The following is a 17524-nucleotide window of genomic DNA, read 5'->3' on the forward strand; positions in this document are numbered from 1 at the left end:
AGGAGACACGTTGAGCGGCATCGGCAGCGCACTTCTCATGCAGGGAAGCATCCGGACCGAGGGTGGAGGGGGATTCACGCCTCCCGGACCCGCGGACTTCGACCTTCCCCCCGTATTCGGCGGCGGCTCGTCGTTCACCCTGATGGGTCAGGAGTTCGTGCTCGGCGTCACCAAGCCGATGCTCCAGGTCGTCCTGTCGGGCGTGCTGATCTTCACCTTCTTCTACCTGGCCTCGCGCAAGCGCGCCATGGTGCCGGGCAAGCTGCAGTTCGTCGGTGAGGAGGCCTACGGCTTCGTGCGCAACTCGCTGGGTCGCGACATCATCGGCAGCCACGACTTCCAGCGCTTCACGCCCTACCTCTTCACGTTGTTCACCTTCATCCTGCTGAACAACCTCTTCGCCTCGATCCCCTTCATCCAGTTCCCGACCTTCTCCCGCTCCGGGATGGTCTACGGCCTGGCGATCATGAGTTGGATCATCTACAACTACGCCGGCATCAAGAAGCATGGCTTCGTCGGCTACATGAAGCTCCAGTGCGTGCCCGCAGGGATCAAGGGGCCGATCCTCGCCCTGCTCATCCCGCTCGAGTTCATGTCCAACATCCTCGTCCGGCCCGTCACCCTGGCGCTGCGACTCTTCGCCAACATGTTCGCCGGCCACCTGCTGCTGATCCTGTTCGCGCTCGGAGGCGAATACCTCATCCTCGAGATGGGTGCTGCCTACGCCCCGGTCGGCATCCTTGCGTGGGTGCTGTTCGTGGCCGTTGCCTTCCTGGAGATCCTGATCCAGTTCCTCCAGGCGTATGTGTTCGTCCTGCTCAACGCCATGTACATCTCAGGTGCTCTCGCAGACGAGCACTGAGCTGACGTAAGAAACAACCGAAAGGAAGATTGCCGTGGAAGGCACTCTGAACGGCTCCCTGAACATGGTCGGCTACGGCCTGGCCGCCATCGGCCCCGGCATCGGCATCGGCTTGATCTTCGCCGCCTACATCAACGGCGTCGCCCGCCAGCCCGAGGCCCAGTCCCGCCTGCAGTCGATCGCGATCCTCGGATTCGCGCTCGCCGAGGCCCTGGCCATCATCGGTATCGCCCTCGCGTTCGTCCTCAGCTGACCTCGTCGACCCTGACGTAGGCCACCGACCGAACACGAAGGATCTGCCATGCAGACACAGAACCCCACGCACGTGGTGAGGGCCGCCGAGGAAGAGCTCAACCCGCTCATCCCTCACCTCGCGGAGATCGGGCTGTCGCTCGTCGTCTTCGGGATCCTCTTCTTCCTGGTGAAGAAGTTCGTGGTCCCGGCGTTCGAGGCGACCTATGCCGAGCGCACCACCGCGATCGAAGGTGGGCTCGCGGCTGCGGAGACCAAGCAGGCCGAGGCCGACGCCAAGCTCGCCGAGCTGGAGAAGCGGCTCGCCGACGCTCGGCACGAGGCTGCGCGCATCCGTGAGGAGGCGCGAGAGCAGGGTGCCCAGATCCTCGCGGAGATGCGGGAGCAGGCGCAGGCCGAGTCCACCCGCATCGTCGACCACGGCAAGGCGCAGATCGAGGCCGAGCGCCAGCAGGCGGTCACCTCGCTCCGTGCCGAGGTGGGCGCACTCGCAACCGGTCTGGCCGGTCGCATCGTGGGCGAGAGCCTGGAGGACGACGAGCGTTCAGCGCGCGTGGTCGACCGGTTCCTCGCCGACCTCGAGGCCATCGAGGCGACCGGAGCCGGCACCTCCGGCAACGGAGCCGTCTGATGTCCATGCGTGGAGCTTCCGCCGAGGCCGCGGCCGGTCTGACTGACCGGCTCGGCCAGGTGGCGACCCCGAGCACTGCTCTGGGTCAGGACTTCTTCGGAGTCGCGGGCGTGCTCCGCTCGGAGCCCGCCCTGCGACGCCTGGCAACGGACGTCTCCACCGACTCCGCGGCCAAGTCCGGTCTGATGCGCTCGATCTTCGAGGGCAAGATCGACGGGGTCGCTCTCGACGTCGTCGCCGATGCCGTCTCGCGCCGCTGGACGGCCACGCGCGACCTCGCGGACACGCTCGAGCAGCTCGGGGTGGTGACCGTCGTCCGATCGGCCGGCAGCACGCCGGCCGAGGGCAGCCGTCTCTCTGACGAGCTGTTCGGGATCGGGCAGACGATCAACGACAACCCGGACCTGCGCAACGCTCTCGGTGACCCCGCTCGCTCCGGCGACGACAAGCGGGCGCTGCTGCGCTCGCTGCTCGAGGGCAAGGTCCTTGCGGAGTCGCTGGTCCTCGCGCAGCAGGCGCTCTCGGGTGCCTACCGCACGGTGGGTCTCGCGATCGCCGACTACCAGAAGATCGCGGCCTCGGTCCACGAGGAGAGCGTCGCCCGGGTGCGCGTCGCCCAGGAGCTCTCCACCGCCGACCGCGACCGTCTCCAGCGAGCCCTCACGCGCCAGTACGGTCGCGAGGTGCACCTCGACGTGCTGGTCGACCCGGCCCTCCTCGGAGGCATGCGGATCGAGATCGGTGACGACGTCATCGACGGCACGGTCGCGGCACGCATCGACGACGCACGACGGAAGCTGGCCGGCTGATCGCCGGCTCCCCCGCCCCACCACATGATTTTCACCAGAGTCCAAGAGAGTAGGCAGACATGACGGAGCTTTCGATCCGTCCGGACGAGATCCGGGACGCGCTGCAGAAGTTCGTTTCCGACTACAAGCCGGAGGCCGCCGGCAAGGAAGAGGTCGGCACCGTTGCCGAGGCCGGCGACGGCATCGCGCGGATCAGCGGTCTGCCCTCGGCCATGGCCAACGAGCTCCTCGAGTTCGAGGACGGCACGCTGGGCCTGGCCCTCAACCTCGACACCCGTGAGATCGGCGCGGTCGTCCTCGGCGACTTCGACAAGATCGAGGAGGGTCAGACCGTGCGCCGCACCGGCGAGGTCCTCTCGGTCCCGGTCGGCGAGGGTTACCTCGGACGCGTGGTCGACCCGCTCGGCAACCCGATCGACGGCCTGGGCGACATCGAGACCGACGGTCGTCGTGCGCTCGAGCTTCAGGCCCCCTCCGTCATGCAGCGCAAGTCGGTGCACGAGCCGCTCGCCACGGGCATCAAGGCGATCGACGCCCTGACCCCGATCGGCCGCGGCCAGCGTCAGCTGATCATCGGTGACCGCGCGACCGGCAAGACCACGGTCGCCATCGACACGATCATCAACCAGAAGCAGTACTGGGACTCGGGTGACCCGACCAAGCAGGTGCGCTGCATCTACGTCGCCATCGGCCAGAAGGGCTCGACCATCGCCTCGGTGCGTGGCGCCCTCGAGGAGGCCGGCGCGCTGGAGTACACCACCATCGTGGCCGCCCCCGCGTCCGACAGCGCCGGCTTCAAGTACCTCGCCCCCTACACCGGTTCGGCCATCGGCCAGCACTGGATGTACGCCGGCAAGCACGTCCTCATCGTGTTCGACGACCTGACCAAGCAGGCCGAGGCCTACCGCGCCGTGTCGCTGCTGCTGCGTCGTCCGCCGGGCCGCGAGGCCTACCCCGGTGACGTCTTCTACCTGCACAGCCGTCTCCTCGAGCGGTGCGCGAAGCTCTCCGACGACCTGGGTGCCGGCTCGATGACCGGTCTGCCCATCGTCGAGACCAAGGCCAACGACGTCTCGGCGTTCATCCCGACCAACGTCATCTCGATCACCGACGGCCAGATCTTCCTGCAGTCGGACCTCTTCGCCGCCAACCAGCGCCCCGCCATCGACGTGGGTGTGTCGGTCTCGCGGGTGGGTGGTGCCGCCATGACGAAGGCGATGAAGAAGGTCACCGGCTCGCTGAAGGTCGACCTGGCGCAGTTCCGTGCCATGGAGGCGTTCGCGATGTTCGCCTCCGACCTCGACGCGGCCTCCCGTCAGCAGCTGGACCGCGGCTCGCGCCTGATGGCGCTGCTCAAGCAGCCGGCCTACTCGCCCTACCCCCTCGACGAGATGACCGTCTCGCTGTGGCTAGGCACCAGTGGGCGCCTCGACCGCGTGCCGGTCGAGGACGTGCTGCGCTTCGAGCGTGAGTTCCTCGACTACCTGCGTCGCTCGCACGACGGCATCCTGGCCGCCATCCGCGAGTCGATGAAGTTCGAGGACGAGACCGAGTCCTCTCTCTCTGACGCCTACGACTCCTTCCTCAACGAGTTCGAGACCTCCGAAGGTGGCTCGATCAAGGTCGGCCACGAGGCCCCGGCCGAGGCACTGGAGGACGAGGACCAGGAGCAGATCGTCAAGCAGAAGCGAGGCTGACCCATGGCCCTCTCGCTGCGTGAGTACCGCGCGCGGATCAAGTCGACGGAGTCGATGAAGAAGATCACGCGCGCCATGGAGCTCATCGCTGCGTCCCGCATCATCAAGGCGCAGCAACGGGCTCAGGCGGCAGCGCCGTACGCCCGTGAGCTGACGCGTGCGGTGTCGGCCGTCGCGACGTTCTCGAACGTCGACCACCCGCTGACGCGGGAGGAAGACGACCCCAAGCGGGCCGCCGTCCTCGTCGTGACCAGCGACCGTGGTCTGGCAGGGGCCTATTCCTCGAGCGCGCTCAAGGAGGCCGAGCGCCTCGCCGAGAAGCTGCGCGCCGAGGGCAAGGAGATCGACTGGTACATCTGCGGGCGCAAGGGCGAGGCCTACTTCAGGTTCCGTCAGCGTCCCGTGGTCCAGTCGTGGACCGGGTTCTCCGACCAGCCCTCCTACGACGTCGCGGCGGAGGTCGGGCGCGCCCTGATCGAGTCGTTCCTCAAGGAGCAGGGCGAGGACGGTGACGTGGACGAGGTCCACGTCGTCTACACCCGTTTCCGCTCGATGCTGTTGCAGGAGCCCACGGCCGTGCGGCTCCTCCCGCTGGAGGTCATCGAAGGGGACCAAGCACCTGAGACGCACGAGGTGCTGCCGCTCTACGAGTTCGAGCCCTCCGCCGAGGCCGTGCTCGACGGTCTGCTCCCGCAGTACGTCCAGAGCCGGATCTTCTTCTCGCTGCTGCAGGCAGCGGCTTCCGAGCTCGCTTCCCGGCAGAAGGCGATGAAGTCCGCCACGGACAACGCCGATGAGCTCATCAAGAAGTACACGCGGATCGCCAACCAGGCCCGCCAGTCCGGCATCACCCAGGAAATCAGCGAGATCGTTGGTGGCGTCAACGCGCTGGCCGACGCCAACTCCGCCAACGACTAGCAGAGCGAGTGAGAGACATGACTGCTGTAATCGAAGAGACCCAGAAGGGTTCGGGCTCCGTGAGCACCGGCCGCGTCGCCCGGGTGACCGGCCCGGTCGTCGACGTCGAGTTTCCCTCGGACTCGATGCCCGAGATGTACAACAAGCTCGAGGTCGACCTCGAGCTCGAGGGCGAGACCAAGACGCTGATCCTCGAGGTCGCGCTGCACATCGGCGACGGCATGGTCCGCGCCATCTCGATGCAGTCGACCGACGGGCTGGTGCGCGGTGCCACGGTGACCAACACCGGCGGTCCGATCACCGTCCCCGTGGGCGACATCACCAAGGGTCACGTGTTCAACGCGACCGGTGACGTGCTCAACCTCGAGGAGGGTGAGGTCTATGAGGTCAAGGAGCGGTGGGGCATCCACCGCAAGGCGCCCGCCTTCGACCAGCTCGAGTCGAAGACCACGATGTTCGAGACCGGCATCAAGGTCATCGACCTGCTGACCCCCTACGTCAACGGCGGCAAGATCGGTCTGTTCGGTGGTGCCGGTGTCGGCAAGACCGTGCTGATCCAGGAGATGATCGCCCGCGTCGCCAAGGACCACGGTGGTGTGTCGGTGTTCGCCGGTGTCGGCGAGCGCACCCGCGAGGGCAACGACCTCATCGAGGAGATGACCGACGCCGGCGTCATCGGCCAGACGGCCCTCGTCTTCGGTCAGATGGACGAGCCGCCGGGCACGCGTCTGCGCGTGGCCCTCTCGGCGCTGACGATGGCGGAATATTTCCGCGACGTGCAGAACCAGGACGTGCTGCTCTTCATCGACAACATCTTCCGGTTCACCCAGGCCGGCTCCGAGGTCTCGACCCTGCTGGGTCGCATGCCCTCCGCCGTGGGCTACCAGCCCAACCTGGCCGACGAGATGGGTCAGCTCCAGGAGCGGATCACTTCGACGCGAGGCAACTCGATCACCTCGCTGCAGGCGATCTACGTCCCCGCCGACGACTACACCGACCCCGCGCCGGCCACGACGTTCGCCCACCTCGACGCGACCACCGAGCTCTCGCGAGAGATCGCCTCGCTCGGCATCTACCCCGCGGTGGACCCGCTGACGTCGACCTCGCGGATCCTCGACGCCCAGTACATCGGGCAGGAGCACTACGACTGCGCCATCCGGATCAAGCAGATCCTGCAGCGCAACAAGGAGCTCCAGGACATCATCGCGATCCTCGGTGTCGACGAGCTGTCCGAAGAGGACAAGATCATCGTGTCGCGCGCTCGTCGCATCCAGCGTTTCCTGTCGCAGAACACCTACGTCGCCAAGCAGTTCACCGGCCTCGAAGGCTCGACGGTGCCCGTCAAGGACACCATCGAGGCGTTCAACAAGATCGCTGACGGCGACTACGACCACGTGGCCGAGCAGGCCTTCTTCATGTGCGGCGGTCTCGACGACGTCGAGGCGAAGTGGGCCGAGATCCAGAAGAACCTCTGATGGGCGACCTGCAGGTAGAGCTCGTCGCGGCAGACCGGACCGTGTGGTCCGGCTCGGCCTCGATGGTCATCGCCCGCACGGTCGAGGGCGACGTGGGTGTCCTGCGTGGGCACGCCCCGATGCTCTCGCTGCTCACCGAGGCGACCGTGGAGATCTCCGAGGTTGACGGCCCCGTCGTCGTCGCGGCGGTCGACGCGGGCTTCCTCTCGGTCGCAGGTGACCGGGTCTCGATCCTGTCCGAGTACGCCGTGCTCGCCCAGGACATCAAGATCGACGAGGCCAAGGCCGAGCTCGACGCCGCGCACGGACTCCCGACCAGTGACGAGCGCGAGCTGCGCATCCGTCGCGCCGAGGCCCGCATCCGCGCGGCCGAGAAAGCGTCCTGACCCAGCACTGATCAGTGGCACCCCGCGTTGCCCCCGGCCCACCTGTGGTCGGGGGCAACGCGTTCGTTAGGCTGGCGCGACCATCGGGCGCGACCGAAGGGAGGGAGTGACGCGATGCCATGGTGGCAATGGCTGATCGACATCGCCGGCATCCTCCTCCTGCTCGTCCTCGGCTATGGACTCGCGCTGGTCATCCGGCGTCGGGCACTGTCGCGGCACGGTGGCACCTTCGAGCTCAGCTACCGCGTGCGCTCGGACCGGGCGGGCCGAGGTTGGGTCCTCGGGCTGGGTCGTTACTCCGGGCAGACGCTCGAGTGGTTCCGGGTGTTCTCCGTGGCTCCTGGGCCCCGCCGCATCTGGGCGCGCGACACGCTGAGCTATGACGGACGCCGTGAGGCGCTCGGGGCCGAGCAGATGTCGCTCTACCCCGACCACGTCGTGATCCACTGCCAGACCGCGTCGGGCGAGATCGAGCTGGCCATGAGCGAGGCCTCCTTGACCGGCTTCCAGTCCTGGCTGGAGGCCCGGCCGCCCGGGACCGACTGGTCGCGATGACCTCCACGCTGCCGTCCTCCAAGCGATCGGTCGCAGCGGTCTTCGCGCTCAACGGCGTGCTGATGGCCTCGTTGATCTCGCGGATACCCTCCCTGCGTGAGCGCCTCGCCCTCGACAACGGGGCGCTCGGCCTGCTGCTGCTCGCCATCGCGGCGGGCTCCGTGCTGGCGCTCCCGACCGCCGGCCGGCTCATTGCCCGCACCAGCGCCGCCGACGTCGTACGCCTCGGGGCTTTCGTCTCCGCGACCGGCCTGATCACCTGCGCGCTCGGGGCGTTCGTCAGCGGCTCGGTCGTCGTCGCGGCCGTCGGGCTGTTCCTCTTCGGGGTCGGCAGCGGGCTGTGGGACGTTGCCATGAACGTCGAGGGCGCCGAGGTCGAGCGGCTGCTCGGACGCACGATCATGCCGCGCTTCCACGCCGCTTGGTCCTTCGGCAACATCGGCGGTGCCGGCATCGGCGTCGCGATGGCTGCGACCCGGGCCCCCGTCGTCGCCCACCTCGCCGTGGTCTCGGTCCTGGCCCTGCTGACGGTCCTGGTGGTCGTGCGCGACTTCCTGCCGGTGCGACCGGAGGAGCACCACGAGGAGGGACCGCCGCGCTCGGCCTGGATCGAGCCCCGCACGCTGGCCATCGGGCTCATGGTGCTGACCTTCGCGGTCGCCGAGGGTGCGGCCAACGACTGGCTCTCTCTCGCGCTGATCGACGGCTACGACGCCCGGCACTGGGTCGGTGTGAGCGGCTATGCCCTGTTCGTCACAGCCATGAGCGTCGGGCGGCTCTCCGGCCCGGTGGCCCTGGACCGCCTCGGGCGCCGCGTGATGCTGTGGGTCTCGGCGGCCGCCGTCGTGGTCGGCACGCTGCTGACCGTGCTGGGGGAGTGGGCGCCCCTCGTGGCTCTGGGCATCCTCGTCTGGGGCCTCGGCGCCGCCCTCGGGTTCCCTGTCGGCATGAGCGCCGCTGCCGACGACCCGCGCCGTTCGGCCGCCCGGGTCAGCGTGGTCTCGACCATCGGCTACGCGGCGTTCCTCACCGGCCCGCCGTTGCTGGGCGCGCTCGGCGACCACGTCGGGACGCTCGATGCGCTCCTGGTCGTCACCGTGCTCATGGCACCGGCCGCCGTGGCGGTGCTGGCCGCTGCTCCAGCGCCCCGCCGGTCCAGCGTCGACGCCTGAGGAGTGCCGGGCTGCGCTGCTCAGTCGCGTCCGAGGGTCTCCTGCACCGTCAGCACCAGTTCGGCGACGGCCCGCACGTAGACGTCGACGCGGTCCTTCGCCGTGAAGGCCGCCACCGGGACGGAGAGCACGACGTCGTCGACCTGGTCCTCCGACGGCCACGGGGTCAGCTCCATCTCCTCGGCCTCGCGGACCTTGAGGTGGAGCCCGACGTCGCCGATGCTCGCGCGTCGGCGGTGGAACTCGGGGTCGGCGTCGAGGCGGAGGACGGCCTCGGCCCACGCGGGGTCGTGCGTGATCGTGCGCCCATGGCGTGGGTCGTCGCCCGCCCGGTCGAGACGCGGATCGAAGGTCGACTCCATGTCCGCCGGCAGGTCGGTGGTCTTCCACTCGAGCGTGAGCCCCAGCAGGCTCCCTGGGAGCGGCGTGTCCTGGTCGTGCGCGGCGCCCGCGACGAGCAGGTTCTCGGCCTCGGCCCACGCCCAGTCGTCCGGAACGAGGGCCGCGCCCGAGAGCAGGACGCGATCGTGCTCCGCGCGGCCGGCGGCGATGACGGCCGCGGCGATCCACTCGGCCGTGTCGCCCTGGTGGGACGCCGGGACCTCGCAGCGCTCCAGGATCCGCTCGACGTGTTCCTCGACCAGGTCGAGGAAGTTCTCACCTTCGCCGTGGTCACGCAGCATGCGGTCCAAGGCCGGTGTCGTGGTGTCGTCGGCAACGCCGTCGAGGGTCTCCACCAGCTCCCAGAAACGCTCGGGAGACATGCTCAGCGCTCGCCGCCCGGGACCCACAGCACGTCGCCGGCCTCACGGTTGGCGTGGCGGGCGAGGATGAAGAGCAGGTCGGAGAGCCGGTTGAGGTAGGTGATGGCCACCGCGCTCATCGTCTCCCCGTGCTGCTCGAAGGCCGCCCACGCGGCCCGCTCCGCCCGTCGTACGACGGTGCGCGCGACGTGGAGGTGCGCGCCGCCGGGCGTGCCGCCGTTGAGGATGAACGAACGCAGGTTGGGCAGCGACTCGTTGTAGTGGTCGCACCAGGCCTCGAGGCGGTCGACGTAGGCCTGCTCGATGCGCAACGGCGGGAACTCGGGGTCTGCCACCACCGGCGTGCAGAAGTCGGCGCCCACGTCGAAGAGGTCGTTCTGCACGTGTGTCAGGACCGCCACCACGTCGTCCTCGAGCCGGCCGGTGGCGATCGCGACCCCCAGTTGGGCGTTGGCTTCGTCGACGTCGGCGTAGGCGTGCAGCCGGAGGTCGTTCTTGGTGGTGAGGCTCATGTCGCCCAGCCGCGTCTCGCCGGCATCGCCGGTGCGGGTGTAGATCCTGGTGAGGTTGACCATGGGTGCGAGGGTAGCCAGCATGCGCCAACCTCGTGTGCTCGCCCTGCTGGTCGCCCTCCCGGCGCTGTCCCTCGCGGCAGCCGGCCTGTTCCACCCGCACAGCCTCGGGGCCGACACCGCTCAGCGGTGGTTCGAGCTGCACCTCGCCGGGCTGCTGGTCTTCCCGCTCGTAGGGGTGGCGCTGGCCGCGTTGGTCCGGGGACGTCGCGACCCGGTGGCGTGGGTGGTGCGGCTGTCGGCGTACGTCTATGCGACGTTCTACACCGCTCTCGACGTGATCAGCGGCCTGGCAGCGGGCTACGTCACCCGCGAGCTCGGCTCCGGGGTGCCGCGGCCGGACGAGGTCCGGCTGCTGTTCCGGATCGGCACGCCGATCGGGGAGGTCGGTTCGTGGGCCCTGCTGCTGTGCGTCGTGGTGCTCGCCGTCGACCTGCTGACGCGCCACCGGGTGGCCGCCCTGCCGGTCCTGCTGCTGGTCCCGGGGGCGTGGCTGGTGCACACCGACCACATCTTCTCGCCGCTTGGCGTGGTCGGGATGGCCCTGATCGGCGTCGGCTGCGGGGCGCTCGTGGCGGCGCGGCCACAATTGGTTGCGGTTGAGGTGCAACCTTTGAGGTATGAGACGCGTCATAGTGGGTAACTAGTTAAGAGACGGCTTCACTCGGGAGGACGGCAGACCATGGACATCACCACTGACGGCCCGGCACTCATGTTGAGCGGCGACTTCGACGTGCGCAGCACGTGGGAGGTCCGCAACGCGATCTACGCCCACCTGCGCGACCACGACTCCGACGTCGTCGTCGACCTGACGGGAGTCTCCACGGTCGACCACACTGCTCTGAAGGTGCTGGCGATGGCGACTCGCAACGCGACCCGCGATGGTCACCACCTGACGCTGCGTGGCTGCGGTCCGGCCGTGCGCCGGATGCTGCACATCTCGCGCCTCATCCGCGTCGTCGAGCTCGAGCGCGAGCCCATGCCCGCCTGAGGGCTCCGGACCTGCGCCGGTCCGGTCGCGTCGCCATGTCGGATAAGCCACACCGAGACCCGTTACTTCTGGGTAGCCGACGACCTACTCTCAGGGCATGACCGAGAAGGATCGCCCCTGGGTGATGCGCACGTACGCCGGCCACTCGACCGCTGTCGCGTCCAACGCGCTCTACCGCACCAACCTCGCCAAGGGGCAGACCGGTCTCTCGGTCGCCTTCGACCTGCCGACGCAGACCGGTTACGACCCCGACTCCCCGCTCGCGCGGGGCGAGGTGGGCAAGGTCGGTGTCCCGGTGCCGCACCTCGGGGAGATGCGCAAGCTCTTCCACGACATCCCGCTCACCGAGATGAACACCTCGATGACGATCAACGCCACCGCCATGTGGTTGCTCGCGATGTACCAGGTCGCGGCGGAGGAGCAGAACCCCGACCTCACTCCCGACGAGGTCGCCGGCCAGCTGGCCGGCACGACGCAGAACGACATCATCAAGGAGTACCTCTCCCGGGGGACCTACGTCTTCCCGCCCGAGCACTCCCTGCGCCTGATCGGCGACATGATCTCCTACACGGTCCACCAGATCCCCCAGTGGAACCCGATCAACATCTGCAGCTATCACCTGCAGGAGGCCGGCGCGACGCCGACGCAGGAGCTGGCCTACGCGCTGTGCACCGCGATCGCCGTGCTCGACCAGGTCCGGGCCTCGGGGCAGGTCTCCGAGGACGACTTCGAGAAGGTCGTCGGCCGGATCTCCTTCTTCGTCAACGCCGGGGTCCGGTTCATCGAGGAGACGTGCAAGATGCGCGCCTTCGTCGAGCTGTGGGACGAGATCACCCGGGAGCGCTACGGCGTCCAGGACCCCAAGATGCGACGCTTCCGCTACGGCGTGCAGGTCAACTCCCTCGGCCTCACCGAGGCACAGCCCGAGAACAACGTCCAGCGCATCGTCCTGGAGATGCTCGGCGTGACGCTGTCCAAGAACGCCCGCGCCCGTGCCGTGCAGCTGCCCGCGTGGAACGAGGCGCTCGGTCTTCCGCGGCCTTGGGACCAGCAGTGGTCGCTGCGGCTCCAGCAGGTGCTGGCCTTCGAGTCCGACCTCCTGGAGTACGACGACATCTTCGAGGGCTCGGTGGTCATCGAGGCCAAGGTGCGTGAGCTGGTCGAGGGAGCCCGCGCCGAGATCGACCGGGTCCAGGCGATGGGCGGCGCGATCGCCGCGGTCGAGTCCGGCTACATGAAGCAGGAGCTGGTCTCCGCCCACGCCGCCCGACGCGGCCGGATCGAGAACGGCGACCAGTTGATCGTCGGCGTCAACATCTACGAGACCACCGAGGCCTCACCCCTCACCGCCGACCTGGACGGCGCGATCATGGCCGCGGACCCCCAGGCCGAGCAGTCGGCGCTGACCTCGGTCGAGGAGTGGAAGGCCGCCCGCGACGAGTCCGCGGTCGCCGAGGCGCTCGCCGCGCTCGCAGCCGCCGCCAAGACCACCGAGAACCTGATGGCCACCACGCTGGTCGCCGCCCGTGCGGGCGCCACCACGGGTGAGTGGGCCGGCACGCTGCGCGAGGTCTTCGGGGAGTTCCGCGCGCCGACCGGGGTGAGTGGCGCTGTCGGTGCGGTGCCCAGCGCCGGCTCAGCAGGCGCCCAGCTGACGGCCGTGCGCGAGAAGGTGCGGAGCACGGGCGAGGAGCTCGGTGGACGCCTGCGGCTGCTCGTCGGCAAGCCGGGACTCGACGGGCACTCCAACGGTGCCGAGCAGGTCGCCGTCCGCGCGCGTGACGCCGGTTTCGAGGTGATCTACCAGGGGATCCGCCTGACGCCGGCGCAGATCGTGTCGGCCGCGGTGGCCGAGGACGTCCACTGCGTCGGGCTCTCGATCCTCTCCGGCTCGCACATGGAGCTGGTGCCGGACGTGCTCGACGGGCTCCGCGAGGCGGGGCTTGCCGACGTTCCGGTCATCGTCGGCGGGATCATCCCCGAGTCCGACGGGCGTCGGCTCAAGGAGCTCGGTGTCGCGGCCGTCTACACGCCCAAGGACTTCGGGCTCACCGAGATCATGGACGGCATCGTCGACGTGATCCGGCGGGCCAACGGCCTCGCCTGACCTCGCCCGAGCCCTCCTCGGGGCCGGTCCGGTCCGTGGGATCTGGGTCACCTTTAGGTAAGGCATGCCTAAGGGGCCTGGTAGGCTGCGGAGCATGGGAAAGTCAAAGGGCGTCATGCGCAAGCTCCCCAAGACGGAGTGCTGCGTCTCCTCCTCGAAGTGCGGCCGTTGCCCGCTCCGGATGCTCAAGGAGGGCACGCTGCCAGACGGACATACCGTCAAGAAGCGCAAGCTCGTCCGCGTGGACGGCAAGAAGTTGACCAAGAAGAAGCTCGCCAAGGCCGCCTGACCCGGTCTCGCCACGACAACCAGGAGACCCTCCGGTGCCCGCACCCCGTTTCGCCGACCAGCTCAACACCCAGATCGGCAACGAGCTCGCCGCCCACAGCCAGTACCTCGCGTGCGCCATCTACTACGACGCCCTGACGATGCCGCAGATGGCCGCCTTCTTCTACGGCCAGGCGCTCGAGGAGCGCGAGCACGCGATGATGATGGTGCAGTACCTCCTCGACACCGACGCCGACGTGGTCCTCCCGGGTGTCGATGCCCCGGTCAACGGCTTCGAGGACGTCGTCGCCCCGGTCTGCCTCGCACTGGCCCAGGAGAAGCGGGTCACCGAGCAGATCAACGGGCTGCTGCGCATCGCGCGCGAGGAGAGCGACTTCGCCTCCGAGCAGTTCATGCAGTGGTTCATCAAGGAGCAGGTCGAGGAGGTCGCCACGATGAGCGACCTGCTGGCCGTCGTGACCCGCAACCGCGACGACGTCGAGGACATCGAGGAGTACGTCGCACGCGAGCGGAGCGCCGAGGGTGCGGACCCCACTGCTCCCCGCGTCGCCGGCGCCTGATCCTCTGCTCCGACCGCCCGACCGCCCGACCGCCCGACCGACCGACCGCCCGCCGGCCTCAGCCGGGCGGCCGTGAGGTCGCTGTCGAGTTGGGGCAGAATGCCTCACGGGGTGACCCGGTGTGGATCTCCTCGGGCAGCGTGACCTCCACGACGTCCTCGAAGATCCCGGCCTGACGGGTGCGCACCCCGATGCTGGTGACGAACGACCCGGCCCGCGAGGAGAGCGTCTCGCATCCACCCATCTTCAGCGAGAGCGTGACCTCCGCCGATTCGCCGGCGCCGATCGTGCGCCGGGTGAGACCGGCCAGGCCGAACAGCCGTGGGTCGGCCCGGTCCTCGTCCAGGCCCAGGACCGTCACCGGGAGACGTGAGTCGTTGTCGAGGCTGAAGGTGTAGCGCAGCGTCCCGCCGTCGGCGTAGCGGATCTGTCGGACCGTGCGCTCAGCGACCTGGAAGACTGCGCTGGCCTCGGTGCCGGCCACCGAGATCGGCCCCCCGGCCACGAGGGTCGGGGTGCTGCGCGCGATCGCCACGGTCGCGCCACCGGCCAGGAGGGCGAGGACGGCGACCGCGACGAGGGCGCTACGCAGCGCGCGCACGACGGCGATGTCCCAGCCCGAGCAGGAGGAGCAGGCCTCCCGCGGCTGCGAGCAGCGGGGCACCCCCGGCGGCCGCGTCGAGAGGCCGCGCCGCGGAGGGTGCGGTGACCGTGGCGTCGGTCGTCGTACGCGCGGAGGAGGGGCGCGACGGGCTGTCGAACCAGTTGCAGCCCGCGGGGTGGCGCAGGACCGGGTCGGCCCGGTCGTACTGGCTGCAGGTCAGGAAGCCGGCGTCCTTGACCGTCATGCCGGGCAGGAAGACCGAGCCGCCGGCCGCGCAGCTCGCGGGCGGGAGGACGAAGTTGTCGTCCTGGCTGCCGTCGGCGTAGAGGTTCCGCTCCCAGCAGTTGCCGACCCCCTGGTCGTCCCACCAGTGGTCCATCCCGTTCTCCAGGACCCGTCCGTCGGGCGTCGAGCCCATGTGGTTGGCGAAGGTGTGGTTGTCGTTGGAGGTGTCATAGAGCTTGCGGGGGTCCATCTCGTCGCGCAGCGGCGCCGGCACCCAGAACTGCATCGTGCCGACGCGCCAGTTGTCGTAGATCCAGTTGTGGTCGGTGGAGTTGGAGTTGCCGCCGGCGATGAGGACGCCGGTGCCCACGGGGGTGGGCACGACGGGACACACGGCACCGTCGATGTAGCCACGCTCGGGCATCGGGCGGTCGCACACGCCCTTGTCGACGTAGTCGGTGTACCAGTTGGTGTTGTTGCGGAAGATCTCGTTGTTGTTCCAGCGGGCGTGGTCCTGCGGCAGGCCCGGGTGGCCCGGGAACAGCGAGTCCGTGGCGATGCCCGTGGCGTTGTCGTAGAACTTGTTGTGGTGCGCCCACACCGAGTTGCCGGCGGTGCCGGAGTAGCCGAGCGTGTTGTGGTGGCTGCGGTTGTTGCGGATCTCGATGGCGTAGCGCGTGACCTCGAAGTTCGGGTTGTCGGCGTTGAGGTCGGAGGCGGAGCCCGGGTAGATGCCGGAGTCGCCGTTGTAGTAGGCGTCGGAGCGCTGGATCAGGCCGTGGTCGCTGGCGAAGGCGAGGATGCCGTACTCGTCGTTGCCCCGGGTGCGCAGCCGATCCAGCACGAACCCGTCGGTCTCGAGGACGTAGATGGCGTTGAACTCCGCCTGTTGCAGCGTCATGTTGGTGACGTAGGCGCCGCCCGCTCGGTCGAGACGGATGGCGTTGAGCTTCTGGAAGTCGTTGTCGATGACGACGTCGGACATGCGTCGACCCGTGCCGACGATCTGGGTGCCGCAGAACTGGCTGTCGCAGGCGATCGAGGCGTTGCCGGGCGTCTTGTCCCCGAAGACGGAGATCAGGTTGAGGTTGGCGAAGCACCGGCGCTGGTCGGCGTAGGACAGCGCGATCGGGTCGGTCTCGTCGGCCGCCGCGGCCTGGCCGTCCGGGGCCGGCGTGCCGGGGGAGGAGATGCTCCCGATGTACTCGGAGCTGAGCAGGGGTGCGTCCGACTGCGTGCCCAGGTGCGAGCAGTAGTTGCTGCGGGCCCGCTGACCCCACTTGCGCTCCTCGTAGACCCCGGGCAGGACGTAGACCGAGGTCCGTCGCTGGGTGATCGAGCGGACCGCGTCCTGGATCGAGGAGAAGCGACACTGCGGCAGCAGCCGCAGGTTGCGCTGCTTGGCCGCACCGGCCGGCATGGCCTGGATGCGACGCGCGCTCTCCGCCCTCTTGCACACCACCCGTTGACGCGGGTTGTCGTAGCCGAGGAAGGCCGGGCGGGCGCCGATGCCCTTCGGGAAGACGGCCGGCCGCTCCTCGTGGGCGACGGCGGTGCCGACGAACCCGACACCGAGAGCGGTGGCGAGGAGTGTGGGGGCGACCAGGAGGGTCAGGAGCAGGCGAACGATCCGAGGCATAGGGGTCCTTCCGTTGTATGCCCCAACGACGTGCTGTGACCTGGGTTACGCAGGGCTGCCGGGGATGGGGGAGACTCGAGCCATGAGCCGCGTGATCGTCGTGGGGGCCGGGGTCGTCGGCCTGTCGTGCGCGGTGCGCCTGCTCGAGGCCGGGCACCGGGTCGACGTCGTCGCGCGTGACCTGCCCCGGGAGACGACCTCCGCGGTCGCCGCTGCGATCTGGTACCCCTATCGCGCCCTGCCTCAGGACCGGGTCACCGCCTGGTCGGCCACGACGTACGACGAGCTGGCGGCCTTGGCGGTCGACGCGCCGCAGTCAGGGGTGCGGATGGTCGCCGGCACCGAGGTCGTCCCGGCGTCCGTCCCGGACCCGTGGTGGGTCTCGGCGGTGCCGTCGTTGTCGCGCGTGGACCGGGGCTGGAGCTTCGTGGCCCCGGTCGTGGAGATGCCGGTCTATCTCGGTTGGCTCGCGGCCCGGGTCGAGGCGCTGGGCGGGACGCTGACGCGGCTCAGCCTGCGGGTCCTGCCCGACGGGTCAGACCTCGTCGTCAACTGCTCCGGGATCGGGTCACGGCTGCTTGCGGCCGACCTCGAGGTGACCGCCGTTCGCGGTCAGGTCGTCTACGTAGATCGGCAGGGCCTGGGGCTGGATCAGTGGTGGCTCGACGGGGCGGGACCGACCTACGTGGTGCCCCGCGAGCACGACGTCGTCATCGGTGGCACCGCCGAGGAGGGCGACTGGAGCCGGACCCCGTCACCGGAGACGGCGGCAGCCATCCTCGCGCGCGCCAGCCTCCTGGTGCCCGAGCTGGCGCTCGCCCGGGTGCGCGGGCACAAGGTCGGGCTCCGGCCCGCCCGGCCCGGCGTACGACTGGAGCGGCAGGGGCGGGTCGTCCACTGCTACGGCCACGGTGGGTCCGGGGTGACTCTGAGCTGGGGCTGCGCCGCCGAGGTCGCTGCCCTGGCCTCGTGAGGGGGTTGCGAGGACGGGTCCGGGCGAGCGGCAGTAGGGTCGTG

General features: G+C 69.2%; 20 protein-coding genes. 16 read left to right on the forward strand and 4 right to left on the reverse strand.

The genetic code is table 11. The features are described 5' to 3' along the window. The first annotated feature begins 37 nt into the window (after positions 1–37). From atpB to BM204_RS06845, 10 genes are all read left to right on the forward strand, one after another. Positions 38–862 carry a F0F1 ATP synthase subunit A gene (atpB, locus tag BM204_RS06800; protein WP_091111497.1) on the forward strand — a complete coding sequence of 275 codons (825 nt, stop codon included), beginning with the start codon at positions 38–40 and terminating at the stop codon, positions 860–862. 64 nt (positions 863–926) lie between these two features. Further along, complete coding sequence (atpE, locus tag BM204_RS06805; RefSeq protein WP_174813006.1) at positions 927–1115, forward strand: ATP synthase F0 subunit C; 189 nt, start codon at positions 927–929, stop codon at positions 1113–1115. A gap of 75 nt (positions 1116–1190) precedes the next feature. Beyond that, positions 1191–1745 carry a F0F1 ATP synthase subunit B gene (locus BM204_RS06810; protein WP_218031186.1) on the forward strand — a complete coding sequence of 185 codons (555 nt, stop codon included), beginning with the start codon at positions 1191–1193 and terminating at the stop codon, positions 1743–1745. Continuing rightward, positions 1745–2554 (forward strand): F0F1 ATP synthase subunit delta, encoded by an 810-nt coding sequence (locus BM204_RS06815; RefSeq protein WP_091111504.1) that lies wholly within the window; start codon positions 1745–1747, stop codon positions 2552–2554. Before BM204_RS06810 ends, BM204_RS06815 begins: the two co-directional genes overlap by 1 nt. 59 nt (positions 2555–2613) lie before the next feature. Further along, positions 2614–4251 (forward strand): F0F1 ATP synthase subunit alpha, encoded by a 1638-nt coding sequence (gene atpA, locus BM204_RS06820; RefSeq protein WP_091111505.1) that lies wholly within the window; start codon positions 2614–2616, stop codon positions 4249–4251. A 3-nt stretch (positions 4252–4254) separates the two neighbouring features. Next, positions 4255–5169: a F0F1 ATP synthase subunit gamma gene (locus tag BM204_RS06825; protein ID WP_091111507.1), complete on the forward strand. Its 915-nt coding sequence runs from the start codon at positions 4255–4257 to the stop codon at positions 5167–5169. A 17-nt stretch (positions 5170–5186) separates the two neighbouring features. Continuing rightward, complete coding sequence (gene atpD / locus BM204_RS06830) at positions 5187–6644, forward strand: F0F1 ATP synthase subunit beta (protein WP_091111509.1); 1458 nt, start codon at positions 5187–5189, stop codon at positions 6642–6644. Continuing rightward, a complete protein-coding gene (locus tag BM204_RS06835; RefSeq protein WP_091111511.1) occupies positions 6644–7030 on the forward strand; it encodes a F0F1 ATP synthase subunit epsilon in 387 nt (128 codons plus the stop codon). The genes atpD and BM204_RS06835 overlap by 1 nt, the downstream gene beginning before the upstream one ends. A gap of 114 nt (positions 7031–7144) precedes the next feature. Next, the gene (locus tag BM204_RS06840) at positions 7145–7585 is read left to right on the forward strand and encodes a DUF2550 domain-containing protein (protein ID WP_091111513.1); all 441 of its coding nucleotides are present in this window, start codon (positions 7145–7147) and stop codon (positions 7583–7585) included. Then, entirely contained in the window at positions 7582–8757 is a 1176-nt protein-coding gene (locus BM204_RS06845) for an MFS transporter (RefSeq protein WP_091111514.1), read from the forward strand. Before BM204_RS06840 ends, BM204_RS06845 begins: the two co-directional genes overlap by 4 nt. Before the next feature lie 20 nt (positions 8758–8777). Here BM204_RS06845 and BM204_RS06850 read toward each other — a convergent pair whose 3' ends face one another. Both BM204_RS06850 and BM204_RS06855 read right to left on the reverse strand, forming a co-directional pair. Next, positions 8778–9521, reverse strand: a complete 744-nt coding sequence (locus BM204_RS06850; RefSeq protein WP_091111516.1) for a hypothetical protein — start codon at positions 9519–9521, stop codon at positions 8778–8780. A gap of 2 nt (positions 9522–9523) precedes the next feature. Beyond that, positions 9524–10096 (reverse strand): cob(I)yrinic acid a,c-diamide adenosyltransferase, encoded by a 573-nt coding sequence (locus BM204_RS06855; RefSeq protein WP_091111704.1) that lies wholly within the window; start codon positions 10094–10096, stop codon positions 9524–9526. Positions 10097–10115: 19 nt separating this feature from the next. On the opposite strand from BM204_RS06855, the gene BM204_RS06860 reads away from it, so the two are divergent. From BM204_RS06860 to BM204_RS06880, 5 genes are all read left to right on the forward strand, one after another. Next, positions 10116–10736 carry a hypothetical protein gene (locus tag BM204_RS06860; protein ID WP_091111517.1) on the forward strand — a complete coding sequence of 207 codons (621 nt, stop codon included), beginning with the start codon at positions 10116–10118 and terminating at the stop codon, positions 10734–10736. 39 nt (positions 10737–10775) lie between these two features. Further along, positions 10776–11084 carry an STAS domain-containing protein gene (locus BM204_RS06865; RefSeq protein WP_091111519.1) on the forward strand — a complete coding sequence of 103 codons (309 nt, stop codon included), beginning with the start codon at positions 10776–10778 and terminating at the stop codon, positions 11082–11084. 97 nt (positions 11085–11181) lie between these two features. Next, a complete protein-coding gene (locus BM204_RS06870; protein WP_091111520.1) occupies positions 11182–13191 on the forward strand; it encodes a protein meaA in 2010 nt (669 codons plus the stop codon). 94 nt (positions 13192–13285) lie between these two features. Then, entirely contained in the window at positions 13286–13480 is a 195-nt protein-coding gene (locus BM204_RS06875) for a hypothetical protein (RefSeq protein WP_091111522.1), read from the forward strand. A 34-nt stretch (positions 13481–13514) separates the two neighbouring features. After that, the gene (locus BM204_RS06880; protein ID WP_091111524.1) at positions 13515–14039 is read left to right on the forward strand and encodes a ferritin; all 525 of its coding nucleotides are present in this window, start codon (positions 13515–13517) and stop codon (positions 14037–14039) included. Between the two features lie 58 nt (positions 14040–14097). On the opposite strand, the gene BM204_RS06885 is transcribed toward BM204_RS06880, so the two are convergent. Both BM204_RS06885 and BM204_RS06890 read right to left on the reverse strand, forming a co-directional pair. Then, the gene (locus BM204_RS06885) at positions 14098–14640 is read right to left on the reverse strand and encodes a hypothetical protein (RefSeq protein ID WP_143099679.1); all 543 of its coding nucleotides are present in this window, start codon (positions 14638–14640) and stop codon (positions 14098–14100) included. Then, positions 14624–16507 (reverse strand): right-handed parallel beta-helix repeat-containing protein, encoded by a 1884-nt coding sequence (locus tag BM204_RS06890; RefSeq protein ID WP_091111527.1) that lies wholly within the window; start codon positions 16505–16507, stop codon positions 14624–14626. The genes BM204_RS06885 and BM204_RS06890 overlap by 17 nt, the downstream gene beginning before the upstream one ends. A gap of 82 nt (positions 16508–16589) precedes the next feature. On the opposite strand from BM204_RS06890, the gene BM204_RS06895 reads away from it, so the two are divergent. Further along, positions 16590–17480: an FAD-dependent oxidoreductase gene (locus tag BM204_RS06895; RefSeq protein ID WP_091111528.1), complete on the forward strand. Its 891-nt coding sequence runs from the start codon at positions 16590–16592 to the stop codon at positions 17478–17480. Positions 17481–17524: the final 44 nt, after the last annotated feature.

It is taken from the genome of Nocardioides psychrotolerans, from assembly GCF_900113685.1.
In the GTDB taxonomy this organism is placed as follows: Bacteria; Actinomycetota; Actinomycetes; order Propionibacteriales; family Nocardioidaceae; genus Nocardioides; species Nocardioides psychrotolerans.

What these genes read in the sequence shown, in the direction of transcription:
- atpB (WP_091111497.1), top strand. Translation starts at nt 38, where the DNA reads ATGCAGGGAAGCATCCGGACCGAGGGTGGAGGGGGATTCACGCCTCCC.
- atpE (WP_174813006.1), top strand. Translation starts at nt 927, where the DNA reads ATGGTCGGCTACGGCCTGGCCGCCATCGGCCCCGGCATCGGCATCGGC.
- BM204_RS06815 (WP_091111504.1), top strand. Translation starts at nt 1,745, where the DNA reads ATGTCCATGCGTGGAGCTTCCGCCGAGGCCGCGGCCGGTCTGACTGAC.
- atpA (WP_091111505.1), top strand. Translation starts at nt 2,614, where the DNA reads ATGACGGAGCTTTCGATCCGTCCGGACGAGATCCGGGACGCGCTGCAG.
- BM204_RS06825 (WP_091111507.1), top strand. Translation starts at nt 4,255, where the DNA reads ATGGCCCTCTCGCTGCGTGAGTACCGCGCGCGGATCAAGTCGACGGAG.
- atpD (WP_091111509.1), top strand. Translation starts at nt 5,187, where the DNA reads ATGACTGCTGTAATCGAAGAGACCCAGAAGGGTTCGGGCTCCGTGAGC.
- BM204_RS06835 (WP_091111511.1), top strand. Translation starts at nt 6,644, where the DNA reads ATGGGCGACCTGCAGGTAGAGCTCGTCGCGGCAGACCGGACCGTGTGG.
- BM204_RS06840 (WP_091111513.1), top strand. Translation starts at nt 7,145, where the DNA reads ATGCCATGGTGGCAATGGCTGATCGACATCGCCGGCATCCTCCTCCTG.
- BM204_RS06845 (WP_091111514.1), top strand. Translation starts at nt 7,582, where the DNA reads ATGACCTCCACGCTGCCGTCCTCCAAGCGATCGGTCGCAGCGGTCTTC.
- BM204_RS06850 (WP_091111516.1), bottom strand. Translation starts at nt 9,521, where the DNA reads ATGTCTCCCGAGCGTTTCTGGGAGCTGGTGGAGACCCTCGACGGCGTT.
- BM204_RS06855 (WP_091111704.1), bottom strand. Translation starts at nt 10,096, where the DNA reads ATGGTCAACCTCACCAGGATCTACACCCGCACCGGCGATGCCGGCGAG.
- BM204_RS06860 (WP_091111517.1), top strand. Translation starts at nt 10,116, where the DNA reads ATGCGCCAACCTCGTGTGCTCGCCCTGCTGGTCGCCCTCCCGGCGCTG.
- BM204_RS06865 (WP_091111519.1), top strand. Translation starts at nt 10,776, where the DNA reads ATGGACATCACCACTGACGGCCCGGCACTCATGTTGAGCGGCGACTTC.
- BM204_RS06870 (WP_091111520.1), top strand. Translation starts at nt 11,182, where the DNA reads ATGACCGAGAAGGATCGCCCCTGGGTGATGCGCACGTACGCCGGCCAC.
- BM204_RS06875 (WP_091111522.1), top strand. Translation starts at nt 13,286, where the DNA reads ATGGGAAAGTCAAAGGGCGTCATGCGCAAGCTCCCCAAGACGGAGTGC.
- BM204_RS06890 (WP_091111527.1), bottom strand. Translation starts at nt 16,507, where the DNA reads ATGCCTCGGATCGTTCGCCTGCTCCTGACCCTCCTGGTCGCCCCCACA.
- BM204_RS06895 (WP_091111528.1), top strand. Translation starts at nt 16,590, where the DNA reads ATGAGCCGCGTGATCGTCGTGGGGGCCGGGGTCGTCGGCCTGTCGTGC.